Origin of the sequence: Gillisia sp. Hel1_33_143 (assembly GCF_900104765.1) — a bacterium.
In the GTDB taxonomy this organism is placed as follows: Bacteria; Bacteroidota; Bacteroidia; order Flavobacteriales; family Flavobacteriaceae; genus Gillisia.
The window spans coordinates 832,644-849,235 of sequence record NZ_LT629737.1; the positions used below are offsets into that span (position 1 = coordinate 832,644).

A 16,592-nucleotide genomic window follows, 5' to 3' on the forward strand; every position below is an offset into this window, starting at 1 on the left:
TCTTATTATATTTTTTTGAACGGAATCTTATCAATGTCTTTTCTTACAGGCGCTATAGAGGCAAAATAATCTTCTCTTAGATTATCTGCAATAGGCTCTGCATTCGGTAAATTTTGTCTGAATGGATCTACCTGTTTTCCTCGTACCCAAAATCTGTAGCAAACATGAGGTCCGGTTGCCAGTCCTGTGCTACCTACAAAACCAATAACATCTCCTTGACGAACTCTCTGCCCTACTTTTACATTTCTCTTCGTCATGTGTAAATACTGGGTAGTGTAGGTGTCATTATGTTTCACTTTAACATAATTTCCATTTCCCGAAGTATATCCTGAAGCGATCACTGTTCCAGAAGCCGTAGTCCAAATTGGAGTTCCGCGAGGAGCTGCATAATCTGTTCCCAAATGAGCTTTCCATCGTTGTTGAACTGGGTGAAATCTTCTTCCACTATACCTGGAAGAGATCCTACTAAAGTTTAAAGGAGCTTTTAGGAAGAAGCTTTCTAACGGACGTGCTTCTTCATCATAAAAATCAGTTTCTCCAGATTCTGGATCTACTTTATAGCTAAAAGCATAATATGGTTTTTTCTGATGTACAAAAACAGCACCTTCAATATTCTCAATTCCGGCGTAAATAGTATCGTTTATATACTTTTCACTATAAACCATTTTAAACTGATCTCCTTTTTGAAGTTTCCAAAAATCTATACTCCACTGGTAGATACTGCTTAGCTCGTGAGATAGAACTACACTTAGTCCCTGACTTTCCATAGCTTCAGAAAGACTGCTAACAATAACTCCAGAAACTGTTTTTCTCTTAACCGAAACAGGCTTTTGAGCTTTATATGCTGCTATGTTCTCTCCAATATTTACAACAGTATATTCAATTCTATCATCTTCATAGATAAAGAACTCTGGAGTGCTTATAGAGTCTTTAGCTTTTAAGATAACATATGGCTTTCCTACTACAAGTCTTCTAGGATCAAAATTATCTTCTATTCCATTGGTGATATCGTAAACTTTAGAAACACTAACACCATGGGTTCCTAAAATCCCCCCAAAATTATCTCCAGATCTTATGGTATCTCTTACAACCTCGTAATCATTAAGCGTAAATCCATACTCCTTTTCTATAGGAACTTTCTTAACCTTAGGTTTTACTTCACTTATGTCTTTATTTTCAACCACATCATTGCATGAAATACATGCTAACGCCAACAATAATAAATAACTTACTTTCTTCAATTTTAATTCTATTTTTCTGTATTAAACAAGTGCGTAACCCATTGTTTTCCCCAGTCATCAAATTCTTCTTGAGACCAAAGATTAGGGAAAAAACTATTTTTTTGAAAACTTGGAGGTAGAAATTCCTTCCAGTTTGTGCCGCCAGTTGCAGCTATTGTCTTTTTATCTTTATTTAAATATCTATGTGCCGCTCCCATGTGCATTAGAAGCCAGTTAATATTCACGTTGGTATCAAAAGTACGCAACGCTTCAATTAATTCTTTATTATTTTTTTCAATTTCAGGTAGATCCAAGTACTTATGATACATGGTATTCTCTTTTACAGAATTCGCTATCCTTAAGAATCTAGGCGTATATCTTAATTCAAATTGCTTTAGCGTAAGTGTTTTTTCACCCGTAGATAGATCTATGCCTCCTTTTTTCCAATAAATATTCTCAAAAAGATCTTCGATACTATTTTCTGTTGAAAAATTAGCACGTTCTTTAAAAGGAACCAGATGTTCTATTGGAGTAGCGTATAATTCTATCATCCTAAAACCAGCAGATTGAAAACCGCTTGCTGGCAGTAAAGCCATTCTAAATTTTAAAAATTGCTCTCTATCCATACCTTTGATCATTACATCAAAAGAATTAATGAGAATTCTCATATACCTATTAAGCCTATTCATCTTTTCTAAGAATACATCAGCAGTTAGAAGATCGTTCTCAATGATCTGCTTTTGCTCATGTATCATCAGTTTAAAATAAAGCTCTGTGATTTGATGATAGGTAATAAATATTTCCTCATCTGGAAAGTGAGTTTTTGGCGCCTGAAGACTAAGTAAGGTATCTAGATGGATATAGTCCCAATAGGTAAGGTAACGATCATAAAGAAGCCCATCTAAGTAAGACCCCATGTCTTGTCCTGAATTTTTGAACTTTTCTTCTAGTAATAATATTCGTTCTGCAATCTCGGGCTTGATGGTGTTCATGTATTAATCCATTATTATTTGAATAGGATGCTTTACTCCTTTAAAAGCCTCTAAATCTGCATCTAAAGATCCTACTGCAAGGTCTGCCTGTATTTTAACCGGCATCTTATTTTTATCTGCACTTACCCAGAAAGTAAGACTTTCCTTCTCTTTGAAGACTCTCCCGGCCATTACATAAGGCCTGAATTTTAAAGTGGCAATTTTACCAAATTTTGTCTTTATAACCTCTCTTCCTAAAAACTTTATTTTAAAATTGTGGTTTTCTTTATCGAAGAACATATTTAAATTAAGCTCATCTCCTTCATTCAACTTCATATCGTTGAGCTCATTTCTCATATAATAGAAAGAAGAAATAAGGTCATGAACCTCATTCTCGGTAGTGTAGGTAGTATTGGTATTATGCTTCCTGTCTAAAACGTATGCTTTATTCTGTTTCTGATCAAAATCTATTTGAACATCTTTAGTGTAGCCACCTTCATCTATTTTTCTTACAAATCTATAAGGCAAGCTAGATCTTCTGTCAATATAAGTTTCATAATCATCATCTACTTTAAAGAAAAGATGCATTAAACCCGTAGATTTTCCTCTTCCCACAACATGATAAACTTTTTTCTTATCTAAAACTTCGTCTTTAACTTCCAACGTAGCATAACTAGCATTGAAAGGACCATAATGAATTCTAAACTTAAACCATTCTCCCGCTTGAAAAGCGTTTTGAGAAAAAATGCTTAGGGGAAGTAAAAGCAGTAAAAGACTAACAAATGTAATTCTCTTGCACATAGATTGACAATTTAATAAATATCTGATATCATGATACTTGTTACGGGTTAAGAATTACAATTTCTATTCCAAATGTATTAAAAGAAAAAACCCCATCAAATTAATGATGGGGTTTTGTCTTATTAACCAACTAAAACTTAAATTATGAAAAAAAATTAATACATTTTGGTAACCACTCCAGAAATGCGGTGCAAAAGTCTACAACTTGTACATTAAAAACAACACATTCTGAAGGTTTAACGTTAAATTTATCTACATAATTAATTTTTCACATTTTAAATAGTAATTGTTTATGAATTTAATAATTATTACAGTGTACCTCGCAACTGTTGCTCTCTTTCAATAGACTCAAATAGGGCTTTAAAGTTCCCTGCACCAAAGCCTTTCGCTCCCATTCGCTGAATGATCTCAAAAAACAAGGTTGGTCTGTCCTCTACTGGCTTGGTGAAGATTTGCAATAAATACCCTTCTTCATCTGCATCGATCATTATTCCTAACTTTTTTAAGGCTTCAATATCTTCACCCAATTCATGTTCAAAAGCTTTTAATCTATCTGGCACAGCATGATAATAATCATCAGGAGGAATAGATAAGAATTCAACTCCTCTGCTTCTTAGATCGGATACTGTAGTTAAAATATCGTCAGTTGCAATTGCAATATGTTGCACTCCCGGACCTTCATAAAAATCTAAATATTCTTCAATTTGAGATTTTTTCTTCCCTTCCGCAGGTTCATTTATAGGAAATTTAATTCTTCCGTTTCCGTTACTCATCACCTTACTCATTAAGGCAGAATACTCTGTATGAATTTGTTTGTCATCAAAAGATAGGAAATTCACAAAGCCCATAACATCTTCATACCATTTTACCCACGTATTCATCTCATTCCATCCTACATTCCCTACCATATGGTCTATATATTTTAACCCTACTGGTTCTGGATTATAATCTGACTCCCAGTTTACATAGCCCGGTAAAAAAGTTCCACTAAAATTTTTACGTTCTATGAACATATGTACAGTTTCGCCATAGGTGTAAATCCCAGCTTTTACGATCTCGCCATTCTCATCTTTATCTACCGTTGGCTCTAAATAAGACTTAGCACCGCGCTTAGTAGTTTCTTCATAAGCAGATCTCGCGTCTTCTACCCAAAGAGCCACAACTTTTACACCATCGCCATGCTTTACTATATGATCATTAACTTCATGTTTAGAATTTAATGGTGAAGTTAGCACTAGCCTAATCTTATCTTGTTTTAAAACATAAGAAACGGTATCTCTACTCCCAGTTTCTAATCCTTTATACGCTAATGACTGAAAGCCGAATGCAGTTTTATAAAAATGGGCCGCTTGTTTGGCATTTCCAACATATAATTCTACATAATCTGTTCCCAAAAGTGGCAAGAAATCTTGCGCTCCTTCAAATATCTTCTCTAATCCGTAATTTACTGATTCTATCTTTTTACTCATTGTTTTAATTTTTGAATTCATTCAACCTCTTTGTTTGCAATCTGGGCATCTAATTTACCACATCGCTCTAGCTTGAACTGAAATGTTCTCCTTCTTATCCATCAATTAATGATCTAACCACGATTGATAATAGGTTTCATCTGCAATTTTCATCGCATCTTCGGTAAGCATTAATGGTTTAAAAGTGTCTACCATAACCGCCAACTCTTCTGTTTCGGTTTGTCCAATACTTCTCTCTACTGCTCCCGGGTGTGGTCCATGAGGAATTCCTGCAGGGTGCAATGAAATATGTCCTGCTTCTATATCATTTCTACTCATAAAATCTCCATCTACATAATACAATACCTCATCACTATCAATATTACTATGACTGTATGGAGCCGGAATAGATTCTGGATGATAATCATACTTACGCGGACAGAAACTACAAACTACAAACGCATCGGTTTCAAAAGTTTGATGTACCGGTGGCGGCTGATGTATTCTTCCCGTAATAGGTTCGAAATCGTGGATAGAAAAGGCATAAGGATAATTATAACCATCATATCCAATCACATCAAAAGGATGGGTTGCATAGATCATGTCAAAAATTTCTCCCTGCTTTTTAACTTTGATCAAAAAATCTCCTTTTTCATCATTCGTTTCTAATTCATATGGCTGCCTAAGATCTCTCTCACAAAATGGAGAGTGTTCTAAAAGCTGTCCAAACCAGTTTCTATATCTTTTTGGAGTATATATAGGTCTTCTAGATTCAACAATGAACAATCTATTATTCTCATCATCAAAATCCATTTTATAGATTGTGCCTCGAGGTATTAGCAAATAGTCTCCATATTTAAAGTCTAGATTCCCGAGATGAGTTCTTAATTTACCACTTCCCTTATGAATAAAGATCAATTCATCTGAATCTGTATTCTTATAAAAATAGTCTTGAGCAGCTCCCTGAGGTGAGGCTAGTACTATATCTACATCACTATTAGTAAGTACAACTTTTCTACTTTCTAAAAAATCTGGGTGTGGTATAATTTGAAATCCTCGTAAACGATAAGATTTTATATTATTTTCTGAAGCGATCTTGGGCTTTACACTGTAACTCCCCTTTATTTCTTTTACCTGTGTGGGCCTATGTTCATGATAAGAATTGGAAGACATTCCGTCAAACCCAATTGTTCCAAACAGCTGCTCGTAATACAAGCTACCATCTGGTTTTTTAAAAACCGTGTGCCGCTTGTGAGGTATTTTTCCTAACTTATGATAAAATGGCATGAGATTCAGAATTTTAAATTAAAACTTTATAATTTCCCATTAATATTGAATTAACCTGAATTTTAAAGTCGATTATCACAAATATCGCTATTTTTTAGATAATTGTTCTTAAAGTAAGATTAAATATGAATGCAGACTTCTCTAGAACCAAAATCCCAAACTAAAGTACCACTGACTGTCTTTTACTTCTGGAGAATAAGAATATTTAGCACTTACCGGCCCTAGAAATGTTTCTAAACTATAGCCTAAGGCATAACCTGTATAATCTGGAGCAGATAACCAGTTTCCTGAGGTGTATAACTGATCTTCTACATTTGCGAAATTTGCACTCGCAATAATGTGGTTCTTATTAAAGATCTCGTAATCTAATTCTACCATTCCTTTAATATAACTATCCCCGGAGATGGTAAGAAAATCATATCCATAGAAGGGTATAATATTGTTCACAAAATTATTTCCGTATCCTCCCAAAAGAAAATCCAGACTACTAACATCGTCATCTCCAATCTTAAACCCTGTTTCTGTAGATAAGCGAGTGGTAAATCTATTAAAAGGAGTTACCGCATAGCCTATAGAACCTCTAGCTATAGAGAATTCTGAAAAATTATTATTGAAGTCTGATGAAAATAAATAAACATGAAAATCACCATCAAAACACACCCCTTTGGTAGGAAAATATTTATTATCATAGCTATCCAATTTTAAATAGGCGAAGGTGCTGTAATAATTGCTTTTTTCAAAAGTGTACGAAGAGTTGGAATCTTCAAGATCCTGAAGTGTTTCTGAAGTGATCTTTAAAAACTTCTGCTCTAATCCCATTCCAAAAGAAAATTTCTGCTGAAAAAGGGTTTCGATATAAAATTGATTGGTATAATCCTGATATTCCACTTCAACTTTATTGATCCCTATTCCCTGAAAACCATCATTATCTTCAGTAAGATCTACATACACCCCCTTATTAAAAAGGTTATATCTAGACTTTACTCCTACGCTCCAATAATATCCTTTATCTATATAATATTGGAAATTATACCTGAAATTATCACCCAGAATAACATCTAATGAAGCAACATCATTAGTGAAAATTGTACTCTTTCTGGTAAGATTAAAGAGCGCTCCACTTTTATAGAGATTATCATAATGCAGGCCCAATCTCAAAAAGGTCTTATTCTTACTCTCTTCTAATTGCATTGCCAACGTATAGGAAGTATCGTTAGGAATAAGGCTATAATTAATTCTATTGAAGTTTCCTGTAGCTGCAAGGTTATTAACACCAGAGCTAAGATCTTCTAAGGTGTAATTAGAAAAATATTTCAATCTTAATTTTCCCAGAATATAAGCTCTAGGATAACTGTTATTACCTTCTATAGTTAAAGAATTTAGACTGATCGTATTGGAGGCCTGCACCTTTGAGATGGTATTGTTCTTAAAGCCTTGAAGTTTCGCTATCTTTTCCAATTCAGCATATTGTGATAATGCTGCTACTTTTCCAGAGTCTATAATAGCTGCACCTTTATCAAAAGAAAGTATACCAAAAGGAGTAATGTCTGGTTTTATATACACATCTGTAAGCGCTTTCTTCTCCTTCATGTCTTTAATTGTGCGGAAATTACTCACCTGAGAAAGTATATCGAACACACTTTTAAGTTGTTCTCTATCTACCAAACTATCCTGTACATCTATCCCTATTATGATATCTGCACCTCTTTTTCTAAGTTCCTCCACCGGATAATTATTTGCTACCCCTCCATCTGTTAACAAGCGCCCATTGATCTTAACAGGACTAAATATAGAAGGAATGGCTCCACTTGCAGAAACCGCTTTTGGCAAAGAACCCTTTTCAAGTACAACCTGATCTCCCGTTTCTATATCTGCAGCGATACACAGAAAAGGAATGGGCATTTTACTAAAATCCTGAACATTTCCTAGATGCATGGTAAGTCTGGAGATCAAATTATAGATATTTTGGCCTTTAGAAAGGCCCGAGGGAAATGCTATTTTAAATTTATCGAATGGCAGGGTTAGCGCATACTTTTCGGTATCCTCTTTTTCATAAAATGTTTTTGCACTGCGAGGCACCTCATCCTGAATAAGAATATTGAAATTGATCTCATGAAAAATAGAATCTAATTGATGTGAAGAATATCCGGAAGCGTATAGCGCGCCAATGATAGCTCCCATACTACTTCCGCCAATGTAGTCTATCTTAACACCGGCATCTTCTATTACTTTTAACGCCCCAATGTGTGCCAATCCTTTTGCACCACCACCACTTAACACCAATCCTACTTTAGGACCTTCCTTCTCCTGACCGTACCCAAAAACGGTAACTAATAAAAGCAGGATAAGAAGAATTTTTTTCATGCTATTCTGTATGGTAATTAGTATAAATTATGGAAGCCTTAGAATTACCAATAACCTGTGCAAGCTCTTCTAATGATGCTTCTTTAATTCTTTTTAAAGATCGGAAATGTTTTAACAATTCTACCACGGTTTTGTCACCAATTCCACTAATAGATTCTAACTCGGTATTAAGCGCTTCTTTACTTCTCTTATTTCTATGAAAAGTGATCCCAAATCTATGCGCTTCATTTCTTAATTGCTGAATGATCTTTAAGGTTTCAGATCTCTTATCTAAATATAACGGGTAAGAATCTCCGGGATAGAATAGCTCTTCCAGCCTCTTTGCTATTCCAATTATGGCGATCTTACCTCTAAGATCTAACATTTCTAGTGCCTTTACGGCAGAAGATAATTGCCCTTTTCCTCCATCTATAATAATTAATTGCGGTAATGGTTCTTCTTCGCTTAACAACCTTTTATACCTTCTATACACCACCTCTTCCATAGAAGCAAAATCATCTGGACCTTCTACAGTTTTAATATTGAACTTTCTATAATCTTTTTTACTTGGCTTTCCATCTTTAAAAACCACACAAGCTGCAACAGGATTGGTTCCCTGAATATTAGAGTTATCAAAACATTCAATATGTCTTGGCTCTTCATGAAGTCTTAGATCTTCCTTCATCTGCGCCATAATTCTATTAACATGTCTATCTGGATCTACGATCTTCATTTGCTTGAATTGCTCCTGACGGTAATATTTAGCATTTCTAAGCGAAAGGTCTACTATCTGCTTCTTATCACCAAGCTGAGGAATAGTGATCTTAACATCTTCTCCAACATCAATTTTAAAAGGAGCGTAGATCTCTTTAGACAGCGAGTTAAAACGTTGCCTTATTTCTATTACTCCAAGCTCTAAAAGTTCTCTGTCAGATTCATCCAGCTTTTTCTTCAACTCTATGGTATGAGATCTAATAATAGAACCGTGGGAGATCTGCAAGAAATTCACATATCCAAAGCCTTCATCACTTACTATAGAGAATACATCTACATTGTTTATACGTGGATTTACAATAGTAGATCTTGCCTGATAATTCTCAAGCACTTCTATTTTATCTTTTATTTTTTGAGCATCTTCAAACTCCATCTTTTCGGCATGCTCTTTCATTTGTGTTCTGAACTGTTGTAAGGAATCTTTAAAATTCCCTTTTACGATCTGCCTTATTGCTTCTATATTTCTCCTGTATTCTTCTTCAGATTGATAAGCTTCACAAGGGCCTTTACAATTTCCCAAATGATATTCCAGACACACCTTATATTTTCCGTTTTGGATCTTTTCTTCAGAAAGATCATAATTGCAGGTTCTAAGCTTGTAAAGACCTTTAATAAGATCTAATAGCGTATTTACCGTTTTGAAATTGGTGAAAGGTCCAAAATACTCACTACCATCTTTTATTAATCTTCGAGTAGGAAAAACCCTTGGGAAACGTTCATTTTTAATACATATCCATGGATAAGTTTTATCATCCTTCAACATTACATTAAAACGAGGCTGAAGTTTTTTGATAAGATTATTCTCTAGCAGCAATGCATCTGTTTCTGTAGCTACCACAATATGTTTAATATCATGAATCTTCTTAACCATTACAGACGTTCTATGAACATCATGGCGCTTATTAAAATAAGAGGTAACCCTTTTTTTTAGATTTTTTGCCTTACCTACATATAAGATCTTCCCATTCTTATCATAATATTGATAAACCCCGGGGCTATTTGGTAAGGTTTGTAGCTGTACTTTTAAATCTGGTGTTTCCATTACTCCAAAGATATTACATATTCTTGGTAGCATTAAAATGCGAGGAGAGAACAAATGTTAAAATTTAAGTTGAATTGCAGACTCTAGAACGCTTTTAAAGCATTATTAAACCTGGATTCTCAATTAATAACTCGAATAGGAATTCACAAATAATCATTTTACTACCTTGCAGATATGGAAAAAAGAGTAATTGGGCGCTTTGACAAAGCAGACTTTCCGTTATTGGATCTGGAAGAGATTGCTATAAAAATTGATACCGGAGCTTATACTTCTTCAATACATTGTTATGATATTGTAGAAGAAGACGGGGTGTTACACTGCACATTCTTAGACGAAGAACACCCACTTTATAATGGAAAAGTCTTTACCTTTAATGATTATGACATCGTTTTTGTGAAGAGTAGCAACGGTATTCAACAAAAACGATATCAGGTTCAGTCTACTATAAAAATATTTAAAAAGGTTTTCAAAATTTCCCTTTCTTTGTCTGCTAGGCAAGAAATGAAATATCCGGTTTTAATAGGTAGAAAATTTCTTAGCAAAAAATTTATAGTAGATCCCGAGTTAACAGACGTTTCTTTCAATTTAAATTCAAATGAACATAAAAATTCTTTCTAGAAATAGTAACCTATATTCTACTCAGCGCCTTATTGAAGCCGCAAAAAAACGAAATCATAATGTGGAGGTAATAGACCCTCTAAAGTGTGATCTTGTAATAGAAAAACGTAAACCCTCGATCTTTTATAAAGGGAAAATGATTACAGATACCGATGCGGTAATTCCTAGAATTGGTGCTTCTGTAACTTTTTACGGAACAGCTGTAGTAAGACAATTTGAGATGATGGGGGTGTTTACAACTACAGAATCTCAATCTCTAGTTAGAAGTAGAGACAAATTAAGAAGTTTACAGGTACTTTCTAGAGCAAGATTAGGACTTCCAAAAACTGTTTTCACCAACTACTCTAAAGATGTTAGTGAGGTTATAAAACATGTTGGAGGAGCGCCATTAATCATTAAACTTTTAGAAGGAACTCAGGGTCTGGGTGTTGTACTGGCAGAGACCAACAATGCAGCAGAATCTGTTATTGAGGCTTTTAATGGATTGCAAGCTAGAGTTATAGTGCAGGAATTCATTAAAGAAGCCGGTGGTGCAGATATTCGGGCGCTTATTGTAGATGGCCATGTGGTTGGCGCTATGAAAAGACAGGGGAAAGAAGGTGAATTTAGATCTAATCTTCACAGAGGAGGTAGCGCAAGCGTTATAGAACTTTCTGATGATGAAGAGATAGCGGCAATAAAAGCTGCAAAAGCAATGGGGCTTGGTGTAGCTGGTGTAGATATGCTTCAAAGTTCTAGAGGACCACTTATTTTAGAGGTTAACTCTTCTCCGGGATTAGAAGGAATTGAAAATGCTACAGAAAAAGATATCGCAAAAACTATTATAAGATACATCGAAAGAAACGTATAGTTTATGGCTCATATAGACAAAGACGACGTACTTGAGATCTTAGGTAAAAAAATTCTCCCAGGAACCGGAGCTGTGATCAATTTGAACATGGCTAAGTTATATACCACAACATCAGTTGAAGTACCGGTGGTTATTGAGAGATCCAAAAAACCAGGGCCAGTAGTTCTTATTACAGCCGGAATGCATGGAGATGAGATAAACGGGGTTGAAATAGTAAGACAACTCATCTCTAAGAATATTAATAAACCCGTAAAGGGAACTATTATTTGTATTCCTGTTGTGAACGTCTTTGGATTTCTGAACCTTTCTAGAGAATTTCCTGATGGGAGAGATCTTAACCGCGTTTTTCCAGGAACAAAAAATGGTAGTCTTGCTAGTAGATTTGCATTTCAGTTTGTCTCTAAAATACTTCCGGTTGCAGATTTCTGTCTAGATTTTCATACCGGAGGTGCTAGTAGATTTAATGCTGCACAAATTAGAGTTCAGAAAGGAGATGAGAATAGCCTTAAATATGCTAAGATCTTTAATGCTCCTTTTACTATGTATTCCAAAACTATAGCAAAGTCGTACCGAGAAACGTGCTATAAACAGGGCAAAATGGTTTTACTCTTTGAAGGTGGGAAATCATTAGATAGCAATAAAGACATTGCAAAACATGGTGTAGATGGCACCACTAGGATCTTAAATCATTTAGGTATGCTAAAGCCGCGTTTTATTTGTGAGGATCCACCGCTTAATAGTATCTTAATAGAAAGTAGCGCTTGGATGCGAGCTAAATATAGCGGGATGCTCCATGTGAAGATCGCTTGTGGTAAATTGGTAGAAAAAGGCGAATATATTGCCACAATAACAGATCCCTATGGAAAATTTCGACATAAGGTTACCGCCAATCATTCTGGATATATTATTAACGTAAATCAATCTCCTATTGTTTATCAGGGAGATGCCATCTTTCACATCACCACGCATTCTCAGGCAAAGCATGAAAAAGACACTAAGGAGTAAATACAAAGAGTTAAGATCAAATTTATCTTCTGAAACCATAGAAGATAAAAGCATAGATATTGCCAATAAACTTTTAGAACTACCTATTTGGGACTTTAGCTTTTATCATCTTTTCTTAACAATTTCAGATAAAAAAGAAATTGATACAGAGCCCATTTTACACATTTTGCAGGGTAAAGATAAAAATGTGATTCTTTCCAAGAGTAATTTCAACACAAATAAGCTAACCAACTACTTACTTACAGACACCAGCGTTATACGCAATAATGAATGGGGAATTCCAGAGCCCGTAGATGGCATCGAAATTCCTTCAGAAAAAATAGAAGTAGTGTTTGTACCCCTTTTGGCTTTTGACGAATACGGCCATAGAGTAGGATACGGAAAAGGCTTCTACGATAAGTTTTTAGGAGAATGCAATAAGGATGTTATTAAAATAGGACTCTCACTTTTTGAAGCGGAAGAGCAAATTCCGGAAATATTAGAGACAGACATCCCTTTAAATTATTGTGTAACTCCAAATAAAATATATACATTTAAGAAATAATTTAAAATATTTAAGTTATTTTCATTTTTCTTATCATTTTCATCAAAATATGACAACAATTTAATGCTTAACGACCTACAGTTAAACAGTATTCTGGAAGATTTTGATATTGCTTATTGGAAAGTAAATCTTCACACAAAAGAAATTATCTGGTCAGATCATTTTGAATCTTTAGTTGGGGAACCACCTTCAAACACTTTATTTTTTGAACATTTTCTAGAAAAGGTACTTCATAAAGATTATCGTTATGACTTTAGAATAGAATTTGATAAGTTAAGAACAGATCCTCATAATTTTAATCAGGAAGTTAAGATCAAACTTCAAAATGATAAATATAGATGGTTTGAGTGCCGTAGCCTTAAGAACAAGGAAAACTCTAATAAAGACATTGCCGTTCTACTTTTTGTAAATATCCATCAGAGCAAAAGAGACCAATACACCATAGAAGAGAATTTTTTCTACTATAGAGAAACCGCTGATATGACCTCTACCGGTGGATGGTATATAGATACCGTTACCAATAATATATATTGGGATGATGTTACCAAAAAGATTTTTGAATGCCCGCTAGATTTCAATTTAGAGTATAATGAAAGACTTCGCTATTATGCTCCAGATCATCAGGAAAGCGCCTTGATGATTTTTGATAAATGCGAAAAATATGGAATTCCATTTAAGGCGGAGTTAAAAATGGTTACCCTTCATGGAAGAGAATTTTGGATACGAGCTACAGGAAAACCGGTTTATAATGAAGAACAACACATAATAGGTATAAGAGGAGTTTTTCAAGATATAGATATAAATAAGACCAATGAAATTAATCTGCAGAACTCTTTAGACATCATTGCTGCACAGAATTCTAGATTATTCAATTTTGCCCATCTTGTTTCACATAATCTAAGATCTCATAGCAGCAACCTTAGTTTGGTATCACAATTACTTCAAGATTCCAAAAAACCAGCAGATAAATTAGACCTTATAAGTAACGTAACAGATATTTCTAAAAATCTAGATACAGCGATCACTCAGTTAAACAATTTGGTATCTCATGAGAGCATATTGATCAAGGAACGAAAAAATATTAAGTTTAAAGACACGCTTAATATCGTAATGACTTCAGTATCATCCCTTATAAACCGCGAAGGCGCTGAGATTGTTGCCGATTTTTCTGCACTGAAAGAAATTGAATATATTCCGGAATATCTAGAAAGTATTTTACTAAATTTAATCACTAATGCAATTCGCTATAAACAACCGAGTAGGAAACCGGTTATTTTCATCCAAACATACCTTTCTCAAGAACAGGCATTTATGGAAATTAGCGATAATGGCATGGGTATAGATCTGGATCTACACGGGGAACGTATGTTTGGTATGTATAAGACCTTTCATAAAAATTCAGATGCTAAAGGAATAGGACTGTTTATCACCAAAAATCAGGTGGAAACATTAGGGGGTTCTATTGCTGTTACCAGTACTATTAATATTGGTACAACTTTTAAAATAAAATTCTAGATCTAAAAAAATGGGGCAAAAAATAGAGCTAGCGTGTATTATTGATGATGATAAAATATACGTGAACTTAGTTAAGAAGATCATCGAAATTAAAAAACTTTCTGAAAATCTACTGATTTTTAAGAATGGTTTAGAGGCTTTAGATTACTTTAAGGTGATATTAACCAATATGACAGAAGACAAACTTCCAGATATTATGTTCTTAGATCTGAACATGCCGGTAATGGATGGCTGGGAATTTTTAAGTGAATTCATAAAGATCAAAAACAACTTTGACAAAAAGATAACGCTATACGTGGTATCTTCTTCTATAGACCCAAGAGATCTAGAGCGTGCAAAATCTTTTAATATGGTTACAGACTATCTTATTAAGCCTATTGAGCTAAAGAAATTTGAACGTATCTTCGATAAAGAAGTAGCATAACTCATTTAATTTTTTGAAGCTTCTTCGTTCTTAGGAAATGTCTTTTTATTGAAGAACAATAAGAAAATTACTCCTATACTAATAGCAGAATCTGCTATGTTGAAAACAGGTTCGAAGAATGCGAAGTGATTTCCTCCCCAAATAGGGAACCAGGAAGGTAACGTACCATCAAATAATGGGAAATAAAGCATATCTACCACCTTTCCGTGAAATATTGTACCATAGCCTCCACCATTAGGTAAAAACTCTGCTACGTGCCCATAACTATCTGTGAATACCATCCCGTAGAACACAGAATCTATAATATTACCAAATGCTCCCGCAAATATAAAGGCAATTGCCAGAATTAGCATTCTAGAGCCATTTTTTCTTACAGAATCCCATAACCAGTAACCAATACCAGCAATAGCTCCTAATCTAAAAAGTGTGAGTAACAACTTACCATATTCCCCAGGAATTTTTGCACCCCACGCCATTCCTTCGTTTTCTACAAACAAGATCTTGAACCAACTTAGCACCCCCTCTTCTTCTCCTAAAACGAAATGAGTTTTTACGTATATTTTTGAGATCTGATCTATTAATAAGATCACTATTATAATGAGACTTGCTTTCTTTAAAGACATGGATTGTAAATGTTATAAACGGCTCAAAAATACTAATATTATTTAGTTTTTAACTACTCTAATATCACCGTCTATAGAAGTGAGTTTTATTTGATGATATCCTAATAAAGGCATTGGTATTTCCAGCATTCCATTTCTAGTCTCTGCATCTATATTAGCATTATTTGTTGCAAGATATATGGAACCTTTATAGGTATTTATTACTGCATTCCCTTGAAAAGGATCTAACTTGCAGTATCCAGATTGCAGCTCCAACTCTAGACTTTTAAAAGATCCAGATCCAATTACCGAGGCTATATTAGACCTTATATGAACCTGAATATTCTCAGGAATTTCAATACTCATTTCTAAAGAAAATACTTTATGAGCACTTAGCTTATCAAAACCACCCTGCAGGTCTTCATTAAAAACTGAGGTAATCATCATTTTCGTGCCCTCCATTTTTATACTTAAGGCAATATCATTATAATACTCTCCTGTTGCATGAGTGGTAACAGAAACCTTATCTGTACTAGAAGTTGAAATATGTATCTTAAAGATCTCATCTGTATTTATATGAAGCTGCTGTAAATCTTTAGCATCAAAGATCCTGGTGGAGTTCTTTTGAGAGAATAAAGAACCACTTGTTAGTACAAAAAATAATATACTGATGATTAATTTCATAAAATATTCTAACTAAAAACGCTCCATTCTATAGGTTTTTAGAAGGAGCGTTTTGTGTATTAGAAAATAATAACGTTTAACGTTGTAAATTCTTTGCTTCTATGCTTAATGTAGCATGAGGAACTAATTTTAATCGCTCTTTCGCAATTAGTTTTCCAGTAACTCTACAAATACCATAAGTTTTACTTTCAATTCTAACCAAGGCATTTCTAAGGTCTCGAATGAACTTTTCTTGGCGAATGGCAAGCTGAGAGTTTGCTTCTTTACTCAAGGTCTCGCTGCCTTCTTCAAAAGCTTTGAAGGTTGGAGAAGTATCATCTGTACCGTTATTACCATTGTTAACATAAGAACTCGTATAAAGTCCTAATTGTTCTTGCGCTTTTTGGATCTTAGCCTGAATTAGTTCTTTGAATTCAGCCAGATCTGCATCGCTGTAACGCTCTTTAATTTCTGTGGACATGGGT

The 16,592-nt window shown here is 34.4% G+C and carries 16 protein-coding genes; 6 read left to right on the plus strand and 10 right to left on the minus strand.

The features are described from left to right. Positions 1–5 precede the first annotated feature (5 nt). The 7 genes from BLT84_RS03645 to uvrC form a co-directional block, all read right to left on the minus strand. Positions 6–1,241: a M23 family metallopeptidase gene (locus tag BLT84_RS03645; protein ID WP_091262975.1), complete on the minus strand. Its 1,236-nt coding sequence runs from the start codon at positions 1,239–1,241 to the stop codon at positions 6–8. Between the two features lie 8 nt (positions 1,242–1,249). Continuing rightward, positions 1,250–2,212, minus strand: a complete 963-nt coding sequence (locus tag BLT84_RS03650; RefSeq protein ID WP_091262976.1) for a tryptophan 2,3-dioxygenase family protein — start codon at positions 2,210–2,212, stop codon at positions 1,250–1,252. Positions 2,213–2,215: 3 nt separating this feature from the next. Next, positions 2,216–2,992: a DUF3108 domain-containing protein gene (locus BLT84_RS03655; RefSeq protein ID WP_034887388.1), complete on the minus strand. Its 777-nt coding sequence runs from the start codon at positions 2,990–2,992 to the stop codon at positions 2,216–2,218. Between the two features lie 308 nt (positions 2,993–3,300). Then, positions 3,301–4,461 (minus strand): 4-hydroxyphenylpyruvate dioxygenase, encoded by a 1,161-nt coding sequence (gene hppD, locus BLT84_RS03660; protein ID WP_034887760.1) that lies wholly within the window; start codon positions 4,459–4,461, stop codon positions 3,301–3,303. A 105-nt stretch (positions 4,462–4,566) separates the two neighbouring features. After that, positions 4,567–5,727, minus strand: a complete 1,161-nt coding sequence (locus tag BLT84_RS03665; protein ID WP_091262978.1) for a homogentisate 1,2-dioxygenase — start codon at positions 5,725–5,727, stop codon at positions 4,567–4,569. Between the two features lie 141 nt (positions 5,728–5,868). Beyond that, positions 5,869–8,091: a patatin-like phospholipase family protein gene (locus tag BLT84_RS03670; protein WP_091262979.1), complete on the minus strand. Its 2,223-nt coding sequence runs from the start codon at positions 8,089–8,091 to the stop codon at positions 5,869–5,871. Position 8,092: 1 nt separating this feature from the next. After that, positions 8,093–9,886 carry an excinuclease ABC subunit UvrC gene (uvrC, locus tag BLT84_RS03675; protein ID WP_034887382.1) on the minus strand — a complete coding sequence of 598 codons (1,794 nt, stop codon included), beginning with the start codon at positions 9,884–9,886 and terminating at the stop codon, positions 8,093–8,095. Between the two features lie 174 nt (positions 9,887–10,060). Here uvrC and BLT84_RS03680 point away from each other — a divergent pair, with 174 nt between their 5' ends. The 6 genes from BLT84_RS03680 to BLT84_RS03705 all read left to right on the plus strand — a co-directional run bounded on the left by BLT84_RS03680 (position 10,061) and on the right by BLT84_RS03705 (position 14,842). Further along, positions 10,061–10,504 carry an ATP-dependent zinc protease gene (locus tag BLT84_RS03680; RefSeq protein WP_034887381.1) on the plus strand — a complete coding sequence of 148 codons (444 nt, stop codon included), beginning with the start codon at positions 10,061–10,063 and terminating at the stop codon, positions 10,502–10,504. Further along, a complete protein-coding gene (rimK, locus tag BLT84_RS03685; protein WP_034887378.1) occupies positions 10,482–11,354 on the plus strand; it encodes a 30S ribosomal protein S6--L-glutamate ligase in 873 nt (290 codons plus the stop codon). The genes BLT84_RS03680 and rimK overlap by 23 nt, the downstream gene beginning before the upstream one ends. Positions 11,355–11,357: 3 nt before the next feature. Further along, positions 11,358–12,359 carry a succinylglutamate desuccinylase/aspartoacylase family protein gene (locus BLT84_RS03690; protein ID WP_034887375.1) on the plus strand — a complete coding sequence of 334 codons (1,002 nt, stop codon included), beginning with the start codon at positions 11,358–11,360 and terminating at the stop codon, positions 12,357–12,359. Further along, positions 12,337–12,903 (plus strand): 5-formyltetrahydrofolate cyclo-ligase, encoded by a 567-nt coding sequence (locus tag BLT84_RS03695; protein ID WP_091262982.1) that lies wholly within the window; start codon positions 12,337–12,339, stop codon positions 12,901–12,903. The genes BLT84_RS03690 and BLT84_RS03695 overlap by 23 nt, the downstream gene beginning before the upstream one ends. A gap of 63 nt (positions 12,904–12,966) precedes the next feature. Continuing rightward, positions 12,967–14,418, plus strand: coding sequence for a PAS domain-containing protein (locus BLT84_RS03700; RefSeq protein ID WP_091262984.1), 1,452 nt, complete (start codon positions 12,967–12,969; stop codon positions 14,416–14,418). 10 nt (positions 14,419–14,428) lie between these two features. Next, positions 14,429–14,842 carry a response regulator gene (locus BLT84_RS03705; RefSeq protein ID WP_034887369.1) on the plus strand — a complete coding sequence of 138 codons (414 nt, stop codon included), beginning with the start codon at positions 14,429–14,431 and terminating at the stop codon, positions 14,840–14,842. A 5-nt stretch (positions 14,843–14,847) separates the two neighbouring features. Here BLT84_RS03705 and BLT84_RS03710 read toward each other — a convergent pair whose 3' ends face one another. The 3 genes from BLT84_RS03710 to BLT84_RS03720 all read right to left on the minus strand — a co-directional run bounded on the left by BLT84_RS03710 (position 14,848) and on the right by BLT84_RS03720 (position 16,588). Next, a complete protein-coding gene (locus BLT84_RS03710; RefSeq protein WP_091262986.1) occupies positions 14,848–15,465 on the minus strand; it encodes a lipoprotein signal peptidase in 618 nt (205 codons plus the stop codon). Between the two features lie 42 nt (positions 15,466–15,507). After that, entirely contained in the window at positions 15,508–16,128 is a 621-nt protein-coding gene (locus tag BLT84_RS03715; RefSeq protein WP_091262988.1) for a hypothetical protein, read from the minus strand. Between the two features lie 76 nt (positions 16,129–16,204). Further along, positions 16,205–16,588 (minus strand): TraR/DksA family transcriptional regulator, encoded by a 384-nt coding sequence (locus BLT84_RS03720; RefSeq protein ID WP_034887759.1) that lies wholly within the window; start codon positions 16,586–16,588, stop codon positions 16,205–16,207. Positions 16,589–16,592 lie beyond the last annotated feature (4 nt).

Coding starts and splice junctions, on each gene's coding strand:
- BLT84_RS03650 (WP_091262976.1), bottom strand. CDS start 2,212: ATGAACACCATCAAGCCCGAGATTGCAGAACGAATATTATTACTAGAA.
- BLT84_RS03655 (WP_034887388.1), bottom strand. CDS start 2,992: ATGTGCAAGAGAATTACATTTGTTAGTCTTTTACTGCTTTTACTTCCC.
- hppD (WP_034887760.1), bottom strand. CDS start 4,461: ATGAGTAAAAAGATAGAATCAGTAAATTACGGATTAGAGAAGATATTT.
- BLT84_RS03665 (WP_091262978.1), bottom strand. CDS start 5,727: ATGCCATTTTATCATAAGTTAGGAAAAATACCTCACAAGCGGCACACG.
- BLT84_RS03670 (WP_091262979.1), bottom strand. CDS start 8,091: ATGAAAAAAATTCTTCTTATCCTGCTTTTATTAGTTACCGTTTTTGGG.
- uvrC (WP_034887382.1), bottom strand. CDS start 9,886: ATGGAAACACCAGATTTAAAAGTACAGCTACAAACCTTACCAAATAGC.
- BLT84_RS03680 (WP_034887381.1), top strand. CDS start 10,061: ATGGAAAAAAGAGTAATTGGGCGCTTTGACAAAGCAGACTTTCCGTTA.
- rimK (WP_034887378.1), top strand. CDS start 10,482: ATGAACATAAAAATTCTTTCTAGAAATAGTAACCTATATTCTACTCAG.
- BLT84_RS03690 (WP_034887375.1), top strand. CDS start 11,358: ATGGCTCATATAGACAAAGACGACGTACTTGAGATCTTAGGTAAAAAA.
- BLT84_RS03695 (WP_091262982.1), top strand. CDS start 12,337: ATGAAAAAGACACTAAGGAGTAAATACAAAGAGTTAAGATCAAATTTA.
- BLT84_RS03700 (WP_091262984.1), top strand. CDS start 12,967: ATGCTTAACGACCTACAGTTAAACAGTATTCTGGAAGATTTTGATATT.
- BLT84_RS03705 (WP_034887369.1), top strand. CDS start 14,429: ATGGGGCAAAAAATAGAGCTAGCGTGTATTATTGATGATGATAAAATA.
- BLT84_RS03710 (WP_091262986.1), bottom strand. CDS start 15,465: ATGTCTTTAAAGAAAGCAAGTCTCATTATAATAGTGATCTTATTAATA.
- BLT84_RS03715 (WP_091262988.1), bottom strand. CDS start 16,128: ATGAAATTAATCATCAGTATATTATTTTTTGTACTAACAAGTGGTTCT.
- BLT84_RS03720 (WP_034887759.1), bottom strand. CDS start 16,588: ATGTCCACAGAAATTAAAGAGCGTTACAGCGATGCAGATCTGGCTGAA.